The sequence below is a fragment of the Streptomyces sp. NPDC053673 genome (genome assembly GCF_055585225.1).
In genome coordinates, this window is record NZ_JBVJKN010000021.1 from 26383 (window position 1) to 45993 (window position 19611).

Here is a 19611-nt window from a genome sequence, read left to right on the forward strand (position 1 = left end):
CACCTCACACCCTGGCCTCACCGCCCGTTCCCGTCCGGCAGACATGCCTCAGGTGGATCGCTCCTCCAGGAAGGAGCGCATGGCGCGGTTCACCACGGACGGGTGGGACGCCGCCCCTGGGGCCGCCGCAGCCCTGACTGGAGCCGGGGCGCACGGCGCCGCCCGGACGTGGCGGCGACCGGCATGTTTGGAGAGGAACATGGCCACAGTGGAGGAGTCCTGTCGGTGAGGCGGTCGCGTCGCCGACGGCACGCCGGAGGTGCCGTCGGCGACGGACCGGGTCTTTGCGGGTGAGGAACGGTGCTCATCGGCCACCAGGGGCACCACGGGCGGGCCGGACCGGTGTCGGTGAGGGAGCCGCGTGGGGCGGTGGTGAGCCGGCGGCGTCAGGAAAGGCGGGTTGAGAACCACTATGGCTCAGGGCCGCTGACGGGGCGTCGCCCGCGCAGGGGCGGTCGCCGGAGGCGACGCTGATGTGGAGAGGCCGCCGCGGTTACGAGGCCGGGGAGGAGCCGCGCTCCGTGAGGGTGATGGCCGAGGCCGGGCAGACACCGGCGGCGACGCGGACTGCCGCGTGCTGCTCCTGCGGCGGCCGGGCGTTCAGCAGGAGGACCAGGCCCTCGTCCTCGTCCTGGTCGAAGACCTCGGGGGCGGTCAGGGCGCACATTCCGGCACCGAGGCAGCGGTCACGGTCGACGTGGACGTCCATGGGATCAGTTCTCGTCCCAGGTGACCGGCAGCCGGTGCACGCCGTAGATGTTCATGTTCGTCCGCAGGGGCACCTCCTCCGGCGGCACGTCCAGCCGCAGTGTGGGGAACCGCCTCAGCAGCGCGGGCAGGGCCACCGTCATCTCGACACGGGCCAGTTGCTGGCCCAGGCACTGGTGCATGCCGTGCCCGAAACCCAGGTGACCGGTGGACTTGCGGTACAGGTCGAGGACGTCGGGGTCGGGGAACCGCTCCGGGTCACGGTTGGCGGCCTCCATCGAGATGGTGACGCTCTCGCCCGCCTTGATGAGCCGGCCCTCCAGCTCGACGTCCTCCAGCGCGGACTTCACGCTGGTGTGAGCGATGGTCAGATAGCGCATCAGCTCCTCGACGGCCTGGGGGGCGAGGTCCGGGTCCGTACGCAGGGCGTCGGTCTGGGCCGGGTCGGTGAGGAGCGCGAACGTACCGTGGGCGATCATGTTGGCGGTGGTGTCGAGCCCGGCGGCGAGCAGGAAGCCCCCGACGCCGATCAGCTCCTCGTCGGTGAGATCGGAGTCCTGGGCCAAGTCGCCGAGCAGGTCGTCGGAGGGCGCGGCGCGCTTGGCGGCGACCAACTCGGCCATGTACTCCTGGAGTCCGACGAAGGCGGCGTACCGGTCCTCGGGCGTCACGTCCATGGACATGATCGTGTGGGCGTGGTCCTGGAAACGCTCACGGTCGGCGTAGGGCACGCCGAGCAGCTCGCAGATCATCAGGGCGGGGAGGGGGCGGGCGAACGCCTCGACCAGGTCGGCGCCCGGCCCGCGGCGCTCCATCGCGTCCAGGTGCTCGGTGGTGATCTCCTCGACGCGCTCGGAGAGCTGCCGCATGCGGCGGACGGTGAACTTGCCCATCAGGAGCCGCCGGAAGCGGGTGTGCTCGGGCGCGTCCATCCCGGTCATGTCACCGACGGGGGCCGGCGGCAGCGGACCCTCGGGCCCCCCGGGGAAGGGGTAGTGCATCAGCTCGTACCGCGAGCTGAAACGCGGGTCCGCCAGGATCGAGCGGACCGTGGAGTAGCCGGTGGCCAGCCAGCCGACGTGCCCGTCGGGGTAGGTCATCCGGGTCAGGGGGCTCTGCTCGCGCAGCTCCGCCAGACCGGCGGGCGGGTCGAAGGGGCAGCCGGCGGCGCGCTGCGTGGGAAGCGTGACGGGCTCTACGGTCTCGGTGGCCTCGGTGGCCTCGGTGGCCTCGGGTCGGGTCGACGGTTCGTGCTGCATGGTGTCCTCCGTGGAGAGCGATGTGCGGTGAACGTGTCGTGTGAAGCGAAGTGCCGTGGGGAAAGCCGTACTTACCGCTTGACGGTGCGGCCGAAGGCGGAGCGCGCCCAGAGGCAGCCGACGAGAGTGAGGCCGACGCACCAGGCGAGCGCGATGTATCCGCTGTTGCCGATCCCGGTTCCCATGAGCAGGCCGCGCAGGGTCTCGATGACCGGGGTGAAGGGCTGGTACTCGGCGAACCAGCGCAGTCCGGTCGGCATCGAGTCGGTCGGGACGATGGCGCTGCCGAGGAAGGGCAGAAAGGTCAGCGGCAGGGGCGTGTTGCTCGCGGACTCGGGGGTCCTGGCCACCAGGCCGATGCCGGCCGACAGCCAGGTCAGCGCCAGGATGAGCAGGGCGAGGAGGCCGACCGCGGCGAGCCACTCGACGGGGGTGGCGTCGGGGCGGAACCCGATGGCGAGCGCGACGCCGATCACCAGGGCGACGGCGACCAGGGTCTGGAGGACGCTGCCGACGACATGCCCGGTCAGGAACGCGGCGCGGGAGATCGACATCGTACGGAACCGGTTCACGATGCCCTCGGTCATGTCGACGCACACGCTGACCGCGGTCGCCACCGCCCCGGAGGTCGCGGCCATGAGGATGATGCCGGGCGCGACGTAGTCGATGTACTCGCCGCCGCCGGACGGCGCGCCGTCGATTCCGGCGCCGAGGGCGCCACCGAAGGCGTAGTTGAACAGCAGCAGCATCATCACCGGCATGAGGACCACGGAGAAGGTCATCGCCGGGTAGCGCAGGGCGTGCTTGAAGTTGCGCCGCAGCATCGTCATCGAGTCGCTGACGGCGTACGTGAAGGTGCTCATCGGGCCATCTCCGTAGCGGTGTCGGGGGTGCCGTGACCGGTGAGGGTGAGGAAGACGTCGTCGAGGTCGGGGGTGTGCACGGTCAGCGACTCGGCCTGGACCGCCGCGTCGTCGAGGACGTCGAGGACGGCCCGCAGGGTGGGGATGCTCCCGTCGCCGGCGATACGGAGTGTGAGCTCCTCGGGGTCGCGGGCCGCCGCACCGAAGTGGCGTGCGGCGACGTCGAGTTGATGTGCGTCCGCGAACCGCAACCGGATGTGCCCGCCGGGGATCAGGCGCTTGAGCTCGTCCGAGGTGCCCTCGGCGACCAGCCGACCCCGGTCGAGGACGGCGATACGGTCGGCGAGCTGGTCGGCCTCCTCCAGGTACTGCGTGGTGAGGAAGACGGTCACGCCGTCCTCGACGACCAGATTGCGGATGATCTCCCACATGGTGCGGCGGCTGCGGGGGTCGAGCCCCGTGGTCGGCTCGTCGAGGAAGATGATCCGCGGGTCGCCGACCAGGGTCATCGCCAGGTCGAGCTTGCGGCGCATGCCGCCGGAGAAGGTGCTGACGGGTTTGCGGGCGGCCTCGGTCAGCTCGAAGCGGTGCAGGAGCTCGGTGGCGCGCCGCTTGCCCGCGCGGCGGGGCAGGTGCTGGAGGTCGGCCATCAGCATCAGGTTCTCCTCGGCGGTGAGGAGTTGGTCGACGGCGGCGAACTGGCCGGTGACGCCGATCGCGGCGCGTACGCCCTCGGGCCGTTCGGCGAGGTCGTGGCCGGCGATCCGGGCCTGACCGGCGTCGGGGGCGATGAGCGTGGACAGGATCTCGACGGTGGTGGTCTTGCCGGCGCCGTTGGGGCCGAGCAGGGCGAAGACCGTGCCTTCGGGGATGGTGAGGTCGATGCCGTCCAGGACGACCTTGTCTCCGTACGACTTGCTCAGCCCGACGGCGGAGATCGCCGGCGAGGCTGTGGTGGTGGACGTCATGGTCATGGAGTCCGCCTCCTCTTTCATAGGCAATGTGACATTTCACATGTGGAATGGGTTGTGTGGATCGCGCGGTCGCCGTCACGAGGGATGGCGACACGTTCTTGGGGTGTCTGGGGCGTCTGGGGCGCCTCGGTGGTGGAGAGAGCTCAGGCGCGACGGATCACGATGTCGCCGGCACCGGTGCGGGCGTAGATCTTGACTCCTGGTCGGCGGCATCCTCGACGCGGGCCTTGAGGGGCGTCGGGAGCCGGAAGTTGATCCCGGCAGTGCCGCCCTCGTCGCCGTTCAGAGCCGGTGGCGCCACCGGTGCCACGGGTGGTGCCATGGGTGCCGACGTGCCGGGTGCGCCCTCGGCGGGCGCCTCGGGCGCGGGCGGTGCCGTCACCACGAACTCGGGGTCCAGCCCCCGCAGCCGCATGTCCACCGAGCCCGGCGCCAACTCGCGCGTGATCGCGTCCGAGGCGGCGGTCAGCGCGCTCACGAGCGTCAGCCGAGCGGCCGACTCCAGGGGGGCGATCAGCCGTTCGGCCAGGGCCCGCGCTTCGTCGCCGCGGACGTTCGCGGCGACCGCGAGCTCACGGCGGAGGTGGCCGACGTAAGGGGTCAGGTCCATGGAGAGATAGTGGCACCATTGTGGTGCCATCGCAAGTCAAAGTGGCGCCATGCGACACCTGACGGTGCCTCGCGGTGGCGCATGGTGCGCCTCGTGGTGCCATCGCCCGAGGTTCGGGGGCGTGGCGTCAAGGGCGCGCATGGGGACTGTGCCATATGGCGTGAAGGCGGCGAGGGGGGGCGCTCGGCGACTCTCCCATCACCGCGCTGCGGTGGGGCCGAAGGAGAGCAGCATGGTCTCGGCGGTCTTCGTGCCTGTTACTCGAGCGGGAGACCGAGTTCGCCCGTGGTCTGGTGGCGCAGCTGCCGCCCGCCCCGCACGGCCCGTTCGCACCGTCGCGCACCGTCCCGGCGGATGCCCCCGCGATCGACCATCTGGCCGCCCTGCTCGGACGCGAGATCACCGGCTGCCCTCCCCCTCACAGCCGTACCGCCCGTACTCCAACGCCGTCCGCGGCGGCGTCGACGCCGCCGCTCGATCACTCACAGCCCTTCGCGAAGAACGCATCAACAGACGGAGGAAGAATTCCATGAAGCTCAAGCTCGTGCTCGCTGCCGCCGCTTTCACCGCAGCGCTGACCACCGGTACGGCCGTCATGACGGAGTCCGCCTCCACGGGTACCGGCCGCGACGGACACAGGATCGAGCAGACCGAGAACGCCGCGCACAGCGTCATCAAGGCCAACGGTCCGGGGGTGTTCCCGCACTCGGTCGACTACAACCGCCAGTCGAAGAACTTCGTCGTCGGCTCGCTGAAGCACAGCACGATATCCACGGTCGGTCTCGACGGAACCGTCCGCACCCTCGTCGACGACCCGAACGTGGTGTCCGTCCAGGCGGTCCGCGTCGACCGCGACCGGCACCGTGTCCTGGCCGGCAACGTGGACTACGGCCTCGCCGACGGCTCCTCCAAGGACACCACGTTCCGTGTCGCCGGAGTGGGCAGCTACGACCTGACCACCGGAGAGCGTCGCTGGTACGCCGATCTGGCCAAGGCCGCGAACGACGGCAAGCAGCACCTGATCGCCGACGTGACGGTGGCACCCGACGGCACCGTGTACGCGGTCGACCAGCTGACCCCGACGGTGTTCCGCATCGACCGCGAGGGCCGCGCTTCGGTCCTCCTGCGCAGCGACCTCCTGAAGGGAACGGTCGACGTTCCCAACTTCCTCTTCGGCATCGGGATGACCGCGGTGGCGTGGACGCCGCAGAACCACCTCGTCATCGCCAAGGCCGACGGCTCTCTGGTCCGGGTACCGGTCAACCACCCCGAGCGGGCGCGGAAGGTGGCGCTCTCCAAGCCGCTGGCCGCCCTCACCGCCGGCATCCGGGTGCTGCCGGACGGCTCCGTCGCCGCGGTCAGCAGCGGCCTCCTGACCGGCAAGCCCGCCCAGATCCAGCGGGTGCGCTCCTGCGGTGACTGGAAGTACGCCACGGTGAATGTCACCGACACCGTCGCCGATCCCGTCACCAGCGGCATCGCCGCGGGTCCCCGTGGGTCGACCTTCGCCCTCAGCGGCGGGCTGCCCGACCTGCTCATGGGCAAGCCCAACAACGGATTCACCCTGACCCCCGTCAAGGCTGACACCAGGCATCACAATCTCGCGGGTGCCGGAAGGCCGTGATCGGCCGGTGGCCCACGGCAGGGCCTGACCGCGGGCTTCGACGAAGTTCGCCGCGGTGCCGGACGGGTCGGGCGCGTCATGGGCCACGCCGCCCCAGGTGACTGTGCCGGCCTTCGGGAGCAGGTCCGCGTCGTAGCTCCGGCCGAGGCCGTCGAAGTCGCCCTGGCCCGGCTCCGACGCCGTGGCCGTGCCGTCGTGGTTCAGATCGCGGCGGAGGTCGACCGCGCACTGCTCGCCCGATGCCGTCGCGCATGTCGCGGCCGGACGGACCTCGACGGTGGCGGTGCGGATCTCCGTGTTCGCGCCCTTCGCGGCGACCGCGACGGACACCGGATACGACCCGACGGGTGTGCCGGCCGGCACGGTCACCGCCAGCGACACGGCCTGCTGCACCGGCAGGTGCCGGGAGCGCAGCACCAGCGGCGAGTCCGGCGTCGCCGCCACCTTCCAGCCGGAAGGCGCCTTCGGCGTCACGGTCACGCGGAGTTCGTCCGGTGCCTGACCGAGAACGTCCAGGGTCAGGTGGGCGGTCCGGTCCGCTTCGCCCGCCGGCACGACGTCCGAGGAGGTCCGCAGTGACGCGTCGACGTGCCGGCGGCTGTCGGCCCCGGCCCGGCCCACGGACGGCGGTTCGGCGCCCTCCTCCGTACCCCAGGAACGCTGACCTGCTGTGGTGGGCCTTCAGGTCCTGCAACCCCCGGCGCTGGCACGGCTTTCGCGGTTTCAGGGCCGGGGTGTGGTCCGCAAGGGCTGCGTGCGGCTGCGGGCCGCTGACGACGGTCAGGCAGTCGCTCGGCGCAGCCAGGAGGCGATGGCCTCGATCAGGAGCACGACACCGAGCACCATCAGGATGATCGTGGTCACCACGTCGAACTCCAGCACCCGGGTCGCGCTGATCAAGTGGAAGCCGATGCCGCCGGCCCCCACGATGCCCAACAGCGTGGCCGAGCGCACGTTCACGTCCAGCTGATGCAGGACATGGCCGATCACGGCCGGTACGGCCTGTGGCAGCGTGCTTCCGAAGAAGACCTGCCACGCGGAGGCGCCCGTGGCGGTCAGGCCCGTGCGGGGCCCTGGGTCGAGCTCTTCCAGGGAGTCCGCCAGGAGCTTGCCGAGAAAGCCGACCGATCCCAGACCGAGTGCGAGTACGCCCGCCACGGGGCCGAGACCGGTGGCTATGACGAACACGATGGCGAGGATGAGCTCGGGCGTACCGCGCACCATCAGGATGAGCAGCCGGGCGACGCGTGCCACGAGGGGCGAGGGAGAGGTGTTTTCCGCGGCGAGCACAGCGGCGGGAATCGCCAGGACGAGACCTATGAGGGTGCCGGCGAATGCGATCTGGACCGTTGTCCACAGAGCGGCGAGCAGCTCGTCGAGGATGCCGCCCGCCGACGGCGGGAAGAACTCGCTGAACACGGGCGGGACTTGGTCCGCGCCGTCGGCGAACTGCCCCCACGACAGCTGTGCTTCACGTACCGCCGCGACCAGGACGACGGCGACGAGGGCCGTGTACGCGAGGTGGCGCAAGCGTGCGGCGGTCCACGGCGGAGTGGTGCGGCGCCTCTTGGGGGCTGCTGCAGGAGCTGTCGGTTGCTTCGGTGCGTCGCCGCCGGCTCGCGCCTTGCCCGCGACCAGGGCCCGGGGCCCACGGAGCAGTGCTCGGCGTACGCCGCCGGAAATCAGTTCCATGGCGACGCAGAGCAGGAGGACCACCAAGGCCAGTGCCATCGCCCGTGGGTAGTCGAGGCGCTGGACCGCATGGGCGACATCCGCGCCGATGCCGGCCACACCCACGAAGCCGAGGACGACGGAGATCCTGAGGTTGACGTCCAGCCGGTGCAGTGCGGTGGCGACGAACGAGGGCAGCACCTGGGGCACCACTCCGGCCACCAACTGCTGAAGCCGGGAGGTGCCGATGGCGCGGACCGCCGTGGGTACGCCGTTGTCGATGTCCTCGATGGCGTCGGCGAAGAGCTTGCCGACCATGCCGACCGAGTGGATGCCCATGGCGAGCACGGCGCCCATACCGCCGAGGCCGAAGATCCGGAACGCGATGATCACCAGGATCAGGTCCGGGACAGCGCGGGCGAGTACGATCACCGACCGCGCGGCGACCCGACTCGGTTCGTTCCAGGACGTGTTGACCGCGGCCAGCACGGCGACGGGCAGGCTGAGCAGCACCGACAGCAGCGTCGCGCAGATCACGATGGACAGGGTCCGGCCGCACGAGCGCAGAATCTCGCCCGGTGGGGGGAAGTCCAGGGGGAGCATGCGACGAGCGAAGTCGACGCAGAGCCCCGCACTGTCCGCCAGCGTGGCGAAATTGACCTTCAGATCGACGAGCGCGACGACGCCGGCGGCCAGGCCCCCGAGGATCAGCGCGACAGTGCCAAGGCCCGATGCGGACGGGCGCGGCAAGGTCACGCGTCTGATCGGCGCCGGTGTCTGCGTCACAGCGCCACGTCCCGGACAGCCTTGGGCAGCACTATGTCGGCCGCCGGGCCGGTCGGCGTGCCGGCGATGTCGGAGTACAGCCCCATCACATCCGTGCGGTCGGCGTCCTCGGTGCGTACGTCGAGCACGACGCGGCCGGAGCGCAGGCCGATGATGCGCTCGGCCCAGCCGAGTGCCAGGCCGACCTGGTGGAGGCTGCACACGACGGTCAGCTGTTCCGACCGCGCCAGCTCCTTGATGAGGGACATGACCTGGCCGGCCGACTCGGGGTCGAGCGAGGCCACCGGCTCGTCGGCCAGCAGGATCCTCGGTTCCTGCATGAGCGCCCGGGCCAGCGCCACTCGCTGCTGCTCGCCGCCCGACAGCGTGTCGGCCCGCTGGAACGCGCGGTCCGCGAGCCCCACCCGGTCCAGCCGGTCGAGGGCCTGCTCACGGATGCTCCGGGGATAGGTGATCAGCCCGAGCCGGGGCCCGCGCAGCCGCCCGAGGGCTCCCGTGCAGACGTTCTCCAGCACCGAACGGCTGCCCACGAGGTGGAAGCGCTGGAAGACGAAGCCGATGTGCCGCCGCATGGCGCGGAGCTGAGCGGGGCTCGCCGAGGCGAGATCGGTGCCCAGCACCGTGCCGGTTCCGGTCGTGGGGAGCTGGAGGCCGTTCATGTGCTCGAGGATGGTGGACTTTCCCGAGCCGGAGGGGCCGAGCAGGGCGACGATCTCGCCGGGGTTCACGTCGAAGGTCACGCCGTCCAGTGCGCGGACGGTCTCCTTTCCCTTCCGGAAGTATTTCCCGAGGGAGTTCAATTCGATCACAGGGTCGGCTCTGTCGGCGCCGGACCGTGTCAACTGTGGTACAGAGCAGCTCATTTGGCGGTCTGGCACTGCTTGTCCTTGGTCACCCTGCAGACTTCGCGCACACTGTCGAAGGCGGCGTCGTTGATCGCGACGTAGCCCCAGTTGTTGCCGATCCGACATTCATCGCCCGTACAGAAACCGTTCGCCTTGAGGTAGTCCTCGGTTGCCTTGTGCGCGAAGACGTCGCTGATCTTCTTGCGGAGCTCCAGGCTGAGGCTGTCGGAAACCGCGGCCGGTGATCCGGGGATCACGTCGGACTTCCAGATGACCCGGACATCGCCCTTCTTGATCGTCCCTTTCTCCGGCAGCAGGGTGTCCACCATGGCCTCGGCGGCGAAGCCGGCCTCGCACTGCCCGGTGTTGACGGCGATGACGGAGGCGTCCTGGCCGCCGGTCAGCGTCGGCTCGGTGTCCTTCTCGACGTTGAGGCCCGCCTTGGCGAGCGCGGCCTTGGGGTAGAGATAGCCGGAGGTCGAGTTGGGGTCGACCAGGCAGACCTTCTTTCCCTTGAAGTCCGCCAGGGTCTTGATCGGAGAATTCGCCTTCACGATGCCGTAGGACCGGTATCCGGGCTTTCCACCCTTCTCGGTGACCTGCGCGCCGACCGGTGTCGCCCTGACGCCGGTGCTAAGGGCGACGACATAGGAGAGCGGTCCGTACTGGGCGATATGAATCTTGCCGGCGCGCTGTCCCTCGATCACCGCTGCATAGTCGGTCGCTGCCTGCATCCGGACCTTCTTACCGGTTTCCTTCTCAAGCAGCTCGATAAGCGGCTGGAACTTCTGATGCAGCGTGGTGGAGTTCTCATCCGGCACGGCCGCAAAAACGAGTTCATCAGGATTCTGGCCACCGCCGGCGGAGCCCTTGTCGGTCTTCGCGCTGGATCCGCACGCGACCAGGCTTGCTGAAAGAGCAACCGGAACCAGGAAGTACCGGAACAGGCGAGAGTTGATCGCTGACATGCGTAATCTCCGTGATGTGGGGGCTTTCAAAATGCCTGTGCCAGGTGGCGGCTGATGCTCTCCTGGAAAGGCGGGTGCGTCAGGATCGGCAAGGTGCTGCGCACGTCGAAGGTCTCGGCCTCGGAATTCGGCACAAGGTCTTTCCAGTGGGATGTGAAGAAGGGTTCGCCCTTCTTCGTCTGGAAGACCAGGGTCCGGCCGGCGAAGGGGCGGGGCTCATGGTGCGCCTGCGCGTGGGCGATCCCGGCCCAGACCGCCTGGAACCACATGAAGTCGTCCGGGCTCTCGTGGCCGTCGTAGTACGCGACGTCCTCCGCCTGCAGCTGTGCAAGTACCTCGGGCGCGGAGGCGGCCAGATTGTCGACACCGAAGCGCTGCTTGAAGTGGGCGAGCCGCAGCTGGTACAGCTCCGCCAGGCCGTCGCCCGGGTCGAGGTCGGAGGGCACGGTGTTCGGGTAGCCGTTGACGAAGACCAGCAGGGCGACCTCCTTGCCCAGAGCCGTCAGGCGCCTGGCCATCTCCAGGGCGATATTGCTGCCGTTGCAGAGCCCGCCCAGCAGGTACGGCCCCGAGGGCTGGGCTTCCAGGAGTTCGTCGATGTACGACTCGGCGATCTCGGCGACGGACAGCTGTACGCGCTCACGCCTGACCAGGGCCGGGTGCTGGAAGCCGTACAGCGGCCTGCCGCCGCTGATCCGTTCCGCGATGCGGCGCAGGAAGGCGATGTTGCCGGTGCCCCAGTGCACCCAGTGGAAGGGGGTGCCCTCTCCCTGGCAGAGCTCGATGCGGGCCTTCGGACGCTCACCGCTCCAGGGGCTCACCGCTTCGGACCACAGAGCGGTGAAGGAGGGCTCCGGCTGCGCCTCCGCGAGCTGCTCCCCGGAGATGAAGGCGGCGAGTTCGGTAAGTGTTTGGTGGGCGAATACGTCGCTGGCGGTCAGGTGATATCCGACTTCCCGCAATTGGCTGACCAACTGGACTGCGAGGAAGGAGTATCCACCGATGTCGAAGAAGTTGTCTGAAGGCTCGACATCAGTATCCAGAAGGTCTTCCCAGATTTGCTGGAGCTGCTTCTCCGCTGCCTTGAGCGGGGTCTCTGCAAAGTTATGGTCCACCGGAATTCCAACTCCTCGACGACAACGCGCAATCGCGTCGTGAAAGTACCACACGCCCTCTGCGGAGAATCGGATTTTCTGAATCCGGTTGTCCGTATTGTTGCAGTTTGGTCTTTAATGTTACCTCCGAGTATAATCGTGTTGATCTTTCGTCAAAAACTTTGACCCAGTCATCTCGGCTGCAAAATCGACGTGACCATCTCGGCATCGTGCTTGTAGAGTTCACGTACTCATACGTGGATTCATTCCACAGTAAATGTGCAGCTCGTGATGCAGGTGGCAAGGGGGATGGAGTGCCGTACGTCCAGGGGCAAGGGGCGGAGGACGCGAAGCCGGATATGCTGATGCTGGTGCTCGATACGTTCGCCGACGTTCTGGAGGAGGACGACCTCCCCGATGACGTCTCCTTCACAGCGCTGGGCGGATCCTCGCTCGACGGGACGCTGGTCTGCGCACGCCTGGGCAACGCACTCGGATTCCCGGTTCCGCTCTCCCAGCTCGCCGCCAGCTCCACGGCCCGCGAGTTCGCACGATCGCTCGCGGAGGCCGGAACACGCGCCGAGGAACTGCAGGCACGCGGCGAGGCCGTGAGCGAATCCGCCGTGCTGACCCCGATGCAGGTCAGCTTCCTCAGTCAGCACGCGATGGACCCCGGCGACCGGACACCGCACCTGCTGTTCACCTGGGTCCTGTCGGGAACCCTGGACACGGCGGCCCTGCGCGCCGCACTCCAGGACGTGCACAAGCGTCATCAGCCCCTGGGCAGCCGGTACCTGATCCGTCGTCCGGCGGTTGCCGAGCCCGGCGCCGCCGCCGAGGTGGACATTGTCACGCTTCCCGACGCGGCCGATGAGGAGGCCGCCCTCGACGCCACCCGGGCCGCGCTGGACGGCGACCTCGATCTCGCGGCAGGCAGGGTGTGGCGCGTGGCCCTGGCCGGTTTCGCCGGACAGGACGCCCACGTTCTGCGGGTACTGGCTCACCACATCGCCTTCGACGGATGGTCGGAGTCCATCCTGGCCGACGAACTCGGCGCCTGTTACACGGCGCGACTGCGGGGTGAGGCCGCCGAGTTGCCGGTCGTCCCGGGCATGGCCGAGCGCGCCCGCTTCCGGGAACGGCAGGCCGATCTGCACCGCGCCGAGCTGGAACGCCAGCGCGAGTTCTGGAAGGGCGCCCTGGCCGACACCCCCGACCTCGCCTTCCCGCCGGTACCGGCCAAGGACACCGGCTCCGCCCGGCTCAGGCGTACGGTCCGGACTCTCGAGGCGGGCGTGATGGACGCCGTCGACGCCCTGGCCGCCCAGCACGGCTGCACGCGCTTCGCCGTCCTGCTCACCCTCTACGACCGGGCGCTCGGAGAGATCTCGGGCGGGCCCGTATACGCCGTCGGCTTCCCGGTCGCCCGCCGATGGGATTCCTCCACAGCCGCCGTGATCGATTGCTGTGTCGAAACCATGTGCCTGCGGATGCCCGCCGCGACCCGGTACGGCAACGTCGACCTCGACACGGCTCTGAAGGCCACCGCGCACCGGCTGTCCGAGGCGTTCGCCGCCGCCGACACCGCCTTCGCCGACATCGTGCGGGCGATCAACCCGACCCGGACGGGGCGCGCTCCGCTCTTCCAGAACATGCTGGCTCTCCAGGACCATGACATCCGGGAACTCGACATGGCCGGGCTCAACTCCCGTCGCGTGGTGGAGCCCTACCTGGGCCTGCCGGCGGAACTCCACACGGAAGTCGTCCCGTACCCGGACGGCCGGACCACCGTCGCCGTCAGCCACCTCACAGACCGGGTCCCCTCCGAGTCAGCCGAGCGCTTCGCCACCTCGTTCCTGTCCCTTCTGACAGCTCTCGCCGCGGCGTGACGGCCTCCGACGACCGGCAGCCCCACGGGCAGGGCACCAGGCTGCTGCGCGTGATGACCGGAGACGCGCTGCCCCCGCCCGGGCCCTCCCGACGGGTGGCGGCCTCCCAGCTCGTGGACGCCATCGGCTTCGGCACCAACCTGCTGGCCCTGCCGCTCTTCCTCAGCAGGGTCGTGGAGCTCTCCGCGGTCGAGGTGGGACTCGCCTTCAGCATCGGTGGCCTGGCCGGGGTCTGGGCCGGGGTGCCGATCGGCCACCTCGCCGACCGCCGGGGCCTGCGCAACGTCCTCGTCTGCATGTACGTGTTCCATGCCTGTGTCGCCGCGGCCACCCCGTTCATCGACTCCTTCACCATGGCCGTCGTCCTGGTCGGCCTCACGAGTTTCTCGTTCGAAGGGTCCAGGGCGGTGCGTCATGCCGTGATAGCCCGTCTCGGCGGCACTCAACGCGCTCAGTTCCGCGCCCAGTTGCGGTCCATATCCAATGTGGGGATGGCGCTGGGATCGGTGCTCGCCGGCATCGCGGCCCAGCTCGATACGCGGGTGTCGTTCACCGCGGCGTTGTGGATCAAGGCGATCGCGCTCCTCGCCGCAGCCGCGCTGCAGTGCACCCTGCCGCGGATGGATCCGCTGCCGGTACCGGCCCCACCGAACGGCAGGTCCCCGGGATCACCCGAGTACGGCACCGGGGGCGGATCCGGCGAGCACGTCGGCACGCCCGCGTCCAAGGCGGTGGCCTTCAAGGACCTGCCCTACCTCGCCGTCGCCGTCCTCAACGCGGCACTGCACCTCTCGGGCCACATCCTTACGCTGGCCATCCCTCTGTGGATCGCGGCCCGCAATGTCGCACCCGCCTGGACCGCGGCGGCGCTCCTGCTCCTCAACACCGCGATCGTGGTGTTCCTCCAGGTGAGGATGACCCGGAGCATCGACTCGCCGACAGCCGCCGGCCGCGCCTGGGTACGCTCGGGCGCCGCCCTCCTGGTGACCTGCCTGCTCATCGCCGTCACAGGCTCGGTGCCCACCCCGGTGGCGGTAGGAATCCTCTTCATGGCCGTCATCATCTTCACCGCGGCCGAGATGTGGCATGCGGCCGGCAGCTTCGAGCTGGCTCTCGGACTGGCACCACCCCACGCCCAAGGCCAGTACCAGGGTGTCTTCAATCTCGGCGAGGGCATGGGCGGGGCGATCGCCCCGACCGTGATCGCCGTACTGTGCATCGCCTGGGGCGCCCCGGGCTGGATCCTGCTCGGAGTCGCCCTCGCCTGCTGCGGAGCCATCGGCCCCGCGGTCACCCGGTGGGCGCTGGCGACCCGGCCGGCCCCCGAGCCGGTGCCGGCGACCCGGCCGGCCCCCGAGCCGGTGCCGGCGACCGTCGGCGCACCCGGTCCGCGCTAGGCCGTGTCTGACAAATCCCGCCTGGCGCGCGACGCCCGGCACGCCCTCCCCCGTAGCCCTTCGGGCACGGGAGGTGCCCCCACGCTGCGTTGTCGGAGTCATCCACGTACGTCCAGTACGCGGATGATCTCCCCCAGAGCTGCGCCTGGGAGGTTCCCCCACCGCCTTGCGCCCTCGACGGGCAAACATTGCCGGTCGCGGCACTAGGGGGTGTCCGGCGGATCAGGCCGCAACGGTGCCCGCCGCCCGCGTCACAGGCCACCCCTGCACCACCCGTACCGATGCCCCCTCACGTAGGAGCGCGCAAACACCATGTCCCTGCCCAGTGCCCCGGAACCACTGACGTCCGTACTGGTCAACCACGAAGGCGTGCGAAGCCTCTGGCCGGCGGACATCGCCGTACCCGCCGGATGGCGCGTCGAGCTGGACGCTGCCACGAAGGCGGACTGCCTCGCGTACGTAGAACGCCACTGGAGTGACATACGGCCGGCCGCCGGTGCCCGCCCGGCCCCGGCGGAGGCCGTGGCGCTCGTACCGCAGATCTTCGAGCGGACGGCCGCGGAATTCCCCGACGCGATCGCTGTCAGCGGCACAGAGGGGGAACTGACCTACCGTGAGCTCAACCTCCGCGCCAACCGGCTGGCCCGACGGCTGATCGACCGCGGCGCCGGCCCCGAGTCCCTGGTGGGCATCATGCTGCCGCGGGGCCAGGACGCCGTCGTGGCCATTCTGGGCGTGCTCAAGTCCGGGGCGGCCTACGTGCCGCTCGACCCCGCCTACCCGGCCGAGCGGCGTGAGTTCATGCTCTCCGACGCCCGGCCCGTCTGTCTGATCAGCGACACGGGCGAGCCGGTCCAGGGGTGGGACGGGCCGTGCCTGAAGCCGTCGGGGGAGAGCACGTCCGGCGGGACGAGCGGCGCGGACGAGGCGGATGTCCGCGACCAGGAGCGACTGGCCCCGCTGACCCCCCACAGCCCGGCCTACGTCATCTACACGTCCGGTTCGACGGGTCGGCCGAAGGGAGTCGTGATCGAGCATGACGCGCTCCTCCACTACCTGACGTGGGCCGCGGACTCGTATCCCGGCGGCCGGGTGTCGTCCTTCCTCCACTCCTCCCTCAGCTTCGATCTCACGGTCACCACCCTCTTTCTGCCGCTGCTGCACGGTGGTCGCATCCACGTCGCGGACCTGGCGGACGATGTGGACGCACGGGCAGCCCTCGAGGGGGCACCCCTGCGCTTTCTCAAGGCCACCCCGAGCCACCTCGCACTGCTGGCGCTGCTGCCACCCCAGTTCTCCCCGGCAGGACAGCTGGTGGTCGGCGGTGAGCAGCTGGCCGGCAGCATGCTGCACGGCTGGCGGTCCCTCCACCCGGATGCCACCGTCGTGAACGAGTACGGCCCCACCGAGGCGACCGTCGGTTGCATGGAATACCGGATCGAGCCCGGCCAGGAGGTGGCGGACGGTCCGGTGCCGATCGGCACGGCCGCGCCCGGCCTGACGATCCGCGTTCTCGACGACTCGATGCGGGAGGTCGAGGAGGGACAGGAAGGCGAGATCCACATCGCGGGCGGGCAACTGGCCCGCGGGTATCTGCGGCGGGCGGGCATCACCGCAGAGCGCTTCGTGGCGGATCCGTTCGGCAAGCCGGGCTCCCGGATGTACCGCACGGGGGACCTGGCCCGTCGTGACCGGGAAGGCACCGCCGTCTACTTGGGACGGCTCGACGACCAGGTGAAGGTGTCGGGATTCCGGATCGAACCGGGGGAGATCGAAGCCGTGCTCGCCCGGCATCCGGCCGTCGCGCAGGTCTCTGTGCTCGCCGTGGCCGGCCGTCGCGGCAGCACGCGGCTTGTTGCGTACTTCGTGCCGGTCCCGGACGACACGCCACCGACCCCCGTCGATCTGCGTGAACTGGCCGCTTCGGCACTTCCCGAACATATGGTGCCGGCCGCCTACCTCGGGCTCGAGGCGCTTCCCCTGACGACCAACGGCAAACTGGACCGACAGGCGCTGCCGACACCCGAGTTCCGCAGGAACCCCGAGATAGCAGGACTTCCGACGCCCGGCTGACCGCCAACCGGCCGACGCCCGCGGCCAGGTGCGCCGAGGGCACCGCGCACGGTCACGCGGTGCCCTCGGCGTGTGCCGGTGCGCGCCGTCAGCGCGTGCCGGCCACCTTGATCCGTTCCCTGAACCAGGCTCCCATCGCGTGCAGTCGGGCCTCCGTCTCCTCTTCCGACGGGAGAGCGACCATGACGCGACCGCCACGTGAGGAGGAATGGACGAGCTCCCCCACGACGGCACCCTCCTTCACGTCGACGGTGCCCAGCACGACGGCGTCCTGACGCATCAGCTCCTCCTGCGTCGGAGCGCTCACCACACGTCCGGCGGGCGCCAGCAGATTGGTGTAGCCGTGCACGAGCTGGTCCGCCGGAGGCTCGGGGCGGGACGACGGCAGCCCGAGCAGTGCTCTGGCCCACTCGTCCATGAGGTCCACTCCCGTCTGCGCGCGTACCACCTCACGGGCCAGACCGCCGCTGGTACGGCCGCCGCACTCACTGAAGACCAGCCGGTCCTCCTGGTCGAACGCCTCCAGGTGGAACACTCCGTCCGCATGGCCCAGGGCCGCGAGCGAGCGGTCCAGCAGCTCGGCGGCGCGCTCGTACAGGACCGGATACTTTCCGGGGCGCAGCAGGACACTGCCCGTGGCACCGCCCGAGCGGAAGGCGATCACATTGAACAGGTAGCGGGAGATGCTGAAGGTCTCGACCTTCCCGCTCCGTACGACACCGTCGATGTGCAGTTCCCTGCCCTGCACGAACGATTCCACCGCCCAGGGCCCCGACGTCCGGCCGGACCGGCTCTCCAGCAGCTCGGTGAGGTCCTGCCGGGTCCGCACGGCCCAGGTACTCTCCGTGCCGGCACCGAGCAGGGGCTTCACCACGTAGGGGAAGTCCAGCTCCACATCTGCCAGTTCCCCCAGGTCGTCGATGGTCAGGGTGGTGGCCACCGGGAGTCCGGCGGCACGAATGGCCGCCTTCTGGGCCACCTTGTCGCGCAGCAGCACAGCCGTTTCGACGGGCACGCTGCGCGCGCCGGCGAGCGCGCCGATCACACTCGCCGTGACGAGAGTGAACTCCAGGTCGCTGCCCACCGCCGTGAATCCGTCGAGAGGGAGCCCGGACCGGGCCAGCCCCGCCAGGACGGACTCCGTGCTGGTGGGATCCGCGACAGTGACCAGATCACCTGTGAATCCGTCGGCACGTACGGCGGCCACCTCACCCGGGGTGACGACCCATGTCACCTTGCAGCCGAGGCGGTTGACCGCGGCCACGGAGTGGGTGCGCCAACCGACCAGCAGCAGGTGCTCCGCCCTCGGTGCGGCGGCGCGCGCCCCTGGGAGACCGGTTCCGGTCATATCTGCTCCTCGGACTGTGTGCGGGCCGACGGTGTGCCGGACGGCAGGGCGGCGAGCGAGACCCGGTCCACTTTGCCCGCGGTCGTGCGCGGCAGCTCCGGGACGAAGGTGAAGCGGCGCGGGTGCTCGCTCGCGGGCAGCCGCGCGCGCAGCCACTTGCGCAGTTCCCGCTCGGCAAGCTCGCCGTGGGCGACGAGGAAGGCTTCGATGAAGGTGCGCTCGGGGTGCTCCACATCGCGCAGGACGACCGCGGCCTGGGCGATCGATGCGTGCTCCTCGAGCGCGGCTTCGACGGACGTCAGCTCGATGCGGTGACCGCGCAGCTTGACCTGCGCGTCGGTGCGGCCGAGGAACTCCAGCGCCCCGTCCTCGCGATAGCGGCCCCGGTCGCCGGTGCGGTACACCCGGCGCGGGCCGTCGGGCGTCTCGCGTGTGAGGAATGCCCGGGAGGTGAGGTCGTCCCGGTCAAGGTACCCGAGAGCCAGCCCCTCGCCGTACAGGAGGATCTCACCCTGCTGCCCGGGCTCGGTCACCAGAGGCCCCGATCCGGCGTCGGGGCCGTCGGCGGTCTCCGGCAGCGCGGCGAGACAGACCCCGGTGCCCGGCAGAGCCTCACCCAAGGTGATGACGTCCGCCTCGGTGACCTGTGCGGCGGTGGCCCAGACAGTGGCCTCGGTCGGACCGTAGAGGTTCCACAACTCCTTGCACACCGGCATCAGCCGCTTGGCGAGACTCGGGGTGAGCGCCTCGCCACCGGACCATATGCGGGTATGGGGGGCACCCTGCCAGCCACTGGTCAGGGCCAGGCGCCAGAAGCTGGGAGTGGCCTGGATGACGTCGGCGGGGTGCTCCTGCGTGAACCGGACGAACGCCTCCGGGTCCAGCCGGGCCATCGGGGGTGCCGTGATGAAGCGGGCCCCGGCAGTGAGCGGCACCAGCATCTCCGCCAGCGAGATGTCGAAGGAGAGGGCCGTCATCGAGACGATGGACTCGCCCGCCGCCAGGCCCGGGACCCGCGCCAGGCCGGCCAGCCGGTGGAGCAGCGAGGTGTGCGGTACGGCAACGCCCTTCGGGCGTCCCGTGGATCCCGAGGTGTAGAGCACATAGGCCACCTCCTGGAGGGAGGGCTCGCGTGGCTGTGCGTCCAGGTCGTCCGCCGGTGTCCCGAGGTCGAACCGGTGGTCGCGGGCCTCCTTCAGGAGCAGTGCCGGACGGGCGTCGGCCAGCAGCGCCGCACGCTGCAACGGCGGGCTCTCCTGGCTGAGGGGCAGCACCGCGCAACCGGCCTTCGCCGCCGCGAGCACTGCTATGGCCCCGCAGGTCCCTCCGGATGCGTCCACGGCCACCAGAGCGCCGGCGGGGGCGCGTTCGGAGATCACGGCGGCCAACTCAGCGGCTCGGTCGACGAGTTCGCGGTACGTGATGTCGTACGCGTCCGTGACGGCTACGGCCGAGGGAGCCTTGCGGGCCTGCTCCGCGACGATGTCCCAAACGGTCGTCAT

The 19611-nt window shown here is 69.9% G+C and carries 16 protein-coding genes; 5 read left to right on the forward strand and 11 right to left on the reverse strand.

Annotated elements, in window-relative coordinates:
• Nucleotides 1–493: 493 nt before the first annotated feature.
• The 5 genes from ACZ6ZQ_RS26235 to ACZ6ZQ_RS26255 form a co-directional block, all read right to left on the reverse strand.
• Nucleotides 494–709, reverse strand: a complete 216-nt coding sequence (locus tag ACZ6ZQ_RS26235; protein WP_469770955.1) for a ferredoxin — start codon at nucleotides 707–709, stop codon at nucleotides 494–496.
• A gap of 4 nt (nucleotides 710–713) precedes the next feature.
• Complete coding sequence (locus ACZ6ZQ_RS26240; RefSeq protein ID WP_469770956.1) at nucleotides 714–1967, reverse strand: cytochrome P450; 1254 nt, start codon at nucleotides 1965–1967, stop codon at nucleotides 714–716.
• A gap of 71 nt (nucleotides 1968–2038) precedes the next feature.
• Complete coding sequence (locus tag ACZ6ZQ_RS26245) at nucleotides 2039–2830, reverse strand: ABC transporter permease (RefSeq protein ID WP_469770957.1); 792 nt, start codon at nucleotides 2828–2830, stop codon at nucleotides 2039–2041.
• Nucleotides 2827–3798: an ATP-binding cassette domain-containing protein gene (locus ACZ6ZQ_RS26250; RefSeq protein WP_469771024.1), complete on the reverse strand. Its 972-nt coding sequence runs from the start codon at nucleotides 3796–3798 to the stop codon at nucleotides 2827–2829. The genes ACZ6ZQ_RS26245 and ACZ6ZQ_RS26250 overlap by 4 nt, the downstream gene beginning before the upstream one ends.
• A gap of 163 nt (nucleotides 3799–3961) precedes the next feature.
• Nucleotides 3962–4414: a hypothetical protein gene (locus ACZ6ZQ_RS26255; RefSeq protein WP_469770958.1), complete on the reverse strand. Its 453-nt coding sequence runs from the start codon at nucleotides 4412–4414 to the stop codon at nucleotides 3962–3964.
• A gap of 529 nt (nucleotides 4415–4943) precedes the next feature.
• Between ACZ6ZQ_RS26255 and ACZ6ZQ_RS26260 the strand changes: the two genes are divergently transcribed.
• Both ACZ6ZQ_RS26260 and ACZ6ZQ_RS26265 read left to right on the forward strand, forming a co-directional pair.
• The gene (locus ACZ6ZQ_RS26260; protein WP_469770959.1) at nucleotides 4944–6038 is read left to right on the forward strand and encodes a hypothetical protein; all 1095 of its coding nucleotides are present in this window, start codon (nucleotides 4944–4946) and stop codon (nucleotides 6036–6038) included.
• A 277-nt stretch (nucleotides 6039–6315) separates the two neighbouring features.
• Nucleotides 6316–6540: a hypothetical protein gene (locus ACZ6ZQ_RS26265; RefSeq protein ID WP_469770960.1), complete on the forward strand. Its 225-nt coding sequence runs from the start codon at nucleotides 6316–6318 to the stop codon at nucleotides 6538–6540.
• Between the two features lie 278 nt (nucleotides 6541–6818).
• Here the strand turns inward: ACZ6ZQ_RS26265 and phnE are convergent, their stop codons facing one another.
• From phnE to ACZ6ZQ_RS26285, 4 genes are read right to left on the reverse strand one after another with little or no spacing between them, the layout of a single operon-like run.
• The gene (gene phnE / locus ACZ6ZQ_RS26270; protein ID WP_469770961.1) at nucleotides 6819–8465 is read right to left on the reverse strand and encodes a phosphonate ABC transporter, permease protein PhnE; all 1647 of its coding nucleotides are present in this window, start codon (nucleotides 8463–8465) and stop codon (nucleotides 6819–6821) included.
• A gap of 26 nt (nucleotides 8466–8491) precedes the next feature.
• Nucleotides 8492–9304, reverse strand: a complete 813-nt coding sequence (locus ACZ6ZQ_RS26275; protein ID WP_469770962.1) for a phosphonate ABC transporter ATP-binding protein — start codon at nucleotides 9302–9304, stop codon at nucleotides 8492–8494.
• A 50-nt stretch (nucleotides 9305–9354) separates the two neighbouring features.
• On the reverse strand, nucleotides 9355–10308 hold the full coding sequence (locus ACZ6ZQ_RS26280) for a phosphate/phosphite/phosphonate ABC transporter substrate-binding protein (protein ID WP_469770963.1): 954 nt from the start codon (nucleotides 10306–10308) through the stop codon (nucleotides 9355–9357).
• Nucleotides 10309–10334: 26 nt separating this feature from the next.
• Nucleotides 10335–11423 carry a thioesterase domain-containing protein gene (locus ACZ6ZQ_RS26285; protein WP_469770964.1) on the reverse strand — a complete coding sequence of 363 codons (1089 nt, stop codon included), beginning with the start codon at nucleotides 11421–11423 and terminating at the stop codon, nucleotides 10335–10337.
• A 293-nt stretch (nucleotides 11424–11716) separates the two neighbouring features.
• On the opposite strand from ACZ6ZQ_RS26285, the gene ACZ6ZQ_RS26290 reads away from it, so the two are divergent.
• The 3 genes from ACZ6ZQ_RS26290 to ACZ6ZQ_RS26300 all read left to right on the forward strand — a co-directional run bounded on the left by ACZ6ZQ_RS26290 (nucleotide 11717) and on the right by ACZ6ZQ_RS26300 (nucleotide 16761).
• On the forward strand, nucleotides 11717–13291 hold the full coding sequence (locus ACZ6ZQ_RS26290; protein WP_469770965.1) for a condensation domain-containing protein: 1575 nt from the start codon (nucleotides 11717–11719) through the stop codon (nucleotides 13289–13291).
• Entirely contained in the window at nucleotides 13288–14688 is a 1401-nt protein-coding gene (locus ACZ6ZQ_RS26295; protein ID WP_469770966.1) for an MFS transporter, read from the forward strand. Before ACZ6ZQ_RS26290 ends, ACZ6ZQ_RS26295 begins: the two co-directional genes overlap by 4 nt.
• A gap of 312 nt (nucleotides 14689–15000) precedes the next feature.
• Entirely contained in the window at nucleotides 15001–16761 is a 1761-nt protein-coding gene (locus tag ACZ6ZQ_RS26300) for an amino acid adenylation domain-containing protein (RefSeq protein WP_469770967.1), read from the forward strand.
• A gap of 88 nt (nucleotides 16762–16849) precedes the next feature.
• Here the strand turns inward: ACZ6ZQ_RS26300 and ACZ6ZQ_RS26305 are convergent, their stop codons facing one another.
• Both ACZ6ZQ_RS26305 and ACZ6ZQ_RS26310 read right to left on the reverse strand, forming a co-directional pair.
• A complete protein-coding gene (locus ACZ6ZQ_RS26305) occupies nucleotides 16850–18109 on the reverse strand; it encodes an ATP-grasp domain-containing protein (protein WP_469770968.1) in 1260 nt (419 codons plus the stop codon).
• A complete protein-coding gene (locus ACZ6ZQ_RS26310) occupies nucleotides 18106–19611 on the reverse strand; it encodes an AMP-binding protein (protein ID WP_469770969.1) in 1506 nt (501 codons plus the stop codon). The genes ACZ6ZQ_RS26305 and ACZ6ZQ_RS26310 overlap by 4 nt, the downstream gene beginning before the upstream one ends.

Excerpts from the sequence above, each read along its gene's own strand:
- ACZ6ZQ_RS26300 (WP_469770967.1), top strand. The coding sequence starts at position 15,001 with ATGTCCCTGCCCAGTGCCCCGGAACCACTGACGTCCGTACTGGTCAAC.
- ACZ6ZQ_RS26245 (WP_469770957.1), bottom strand. The coding sequence starts at position 2,830 with ATGAGCACCTTCACGTACGCCGTCAGCGACTCGATGACGATGCTGCGG.
- ACZ6ZQ_RS26310 (WP_469770969.1), bottom strand. The coding sequence starts at position 19,611 with ATGACGACCGTTTGGGACATCGTCGCGGAGCAGGCCCGCAAGGCTCCC.
- ACZ6ZQ_RS26280 (WP_469770963.1), bottom strand. The coding sequence starts at position 10,308 with ATGTCAGCGATCAACTCTCGCCTGTTCCGGTACTTCCTGGTTCCGGTT.
- ACZ6ZQ_RS26305 (WP_469770968.1), bottom strand. The coding sequence starts at position 18,109 with ATGACCGGAACCGGTCTCCCAGGGGCGCGCGCCGCCGCACCGAGGGCG.
- ACZ6ZQ_RS26250 (WP_469771024.1), bottom strand. The coding sequence starts at position 3,798 with ATGACGTCCACCACCACAGCCTCGCCGGCGATCTCCGCCGTCGGGCTG.
- ACZ6ZQ_RS26255 (WP_469770958.1), bottom strand. The coding sequence starts at position 4,414 with ATGGACCTGACCCCTTACGTCGGCCACCTCCGCCGTGAGCTCGCGGTC.
- ACZ6ZQ_RS26260 (WP_469770959.1), top strand. The coding sequence starts at position 4,944 with ATGAAGCTCAAGCTCGTGCTCGCTGCCGCCGCTTTCACCGCAGCGCTG.
- ACZ6ZQ_RS26240 (WP_469770956.1), bottom strand. The coding sequence starts at position 1,967 with ATGCAGCACGAACCGTCGACCCGACCCGAGGCCACCGAGGCCACCGAG.
- ACZ6ZQ_RS26235 (WP_469770955.1), bottom strand. The coding sequence starts at position 709 with ATGGACGTCCACGTCGACCGTGACCGCTGCCTCGGTGCCGGAATGTGC.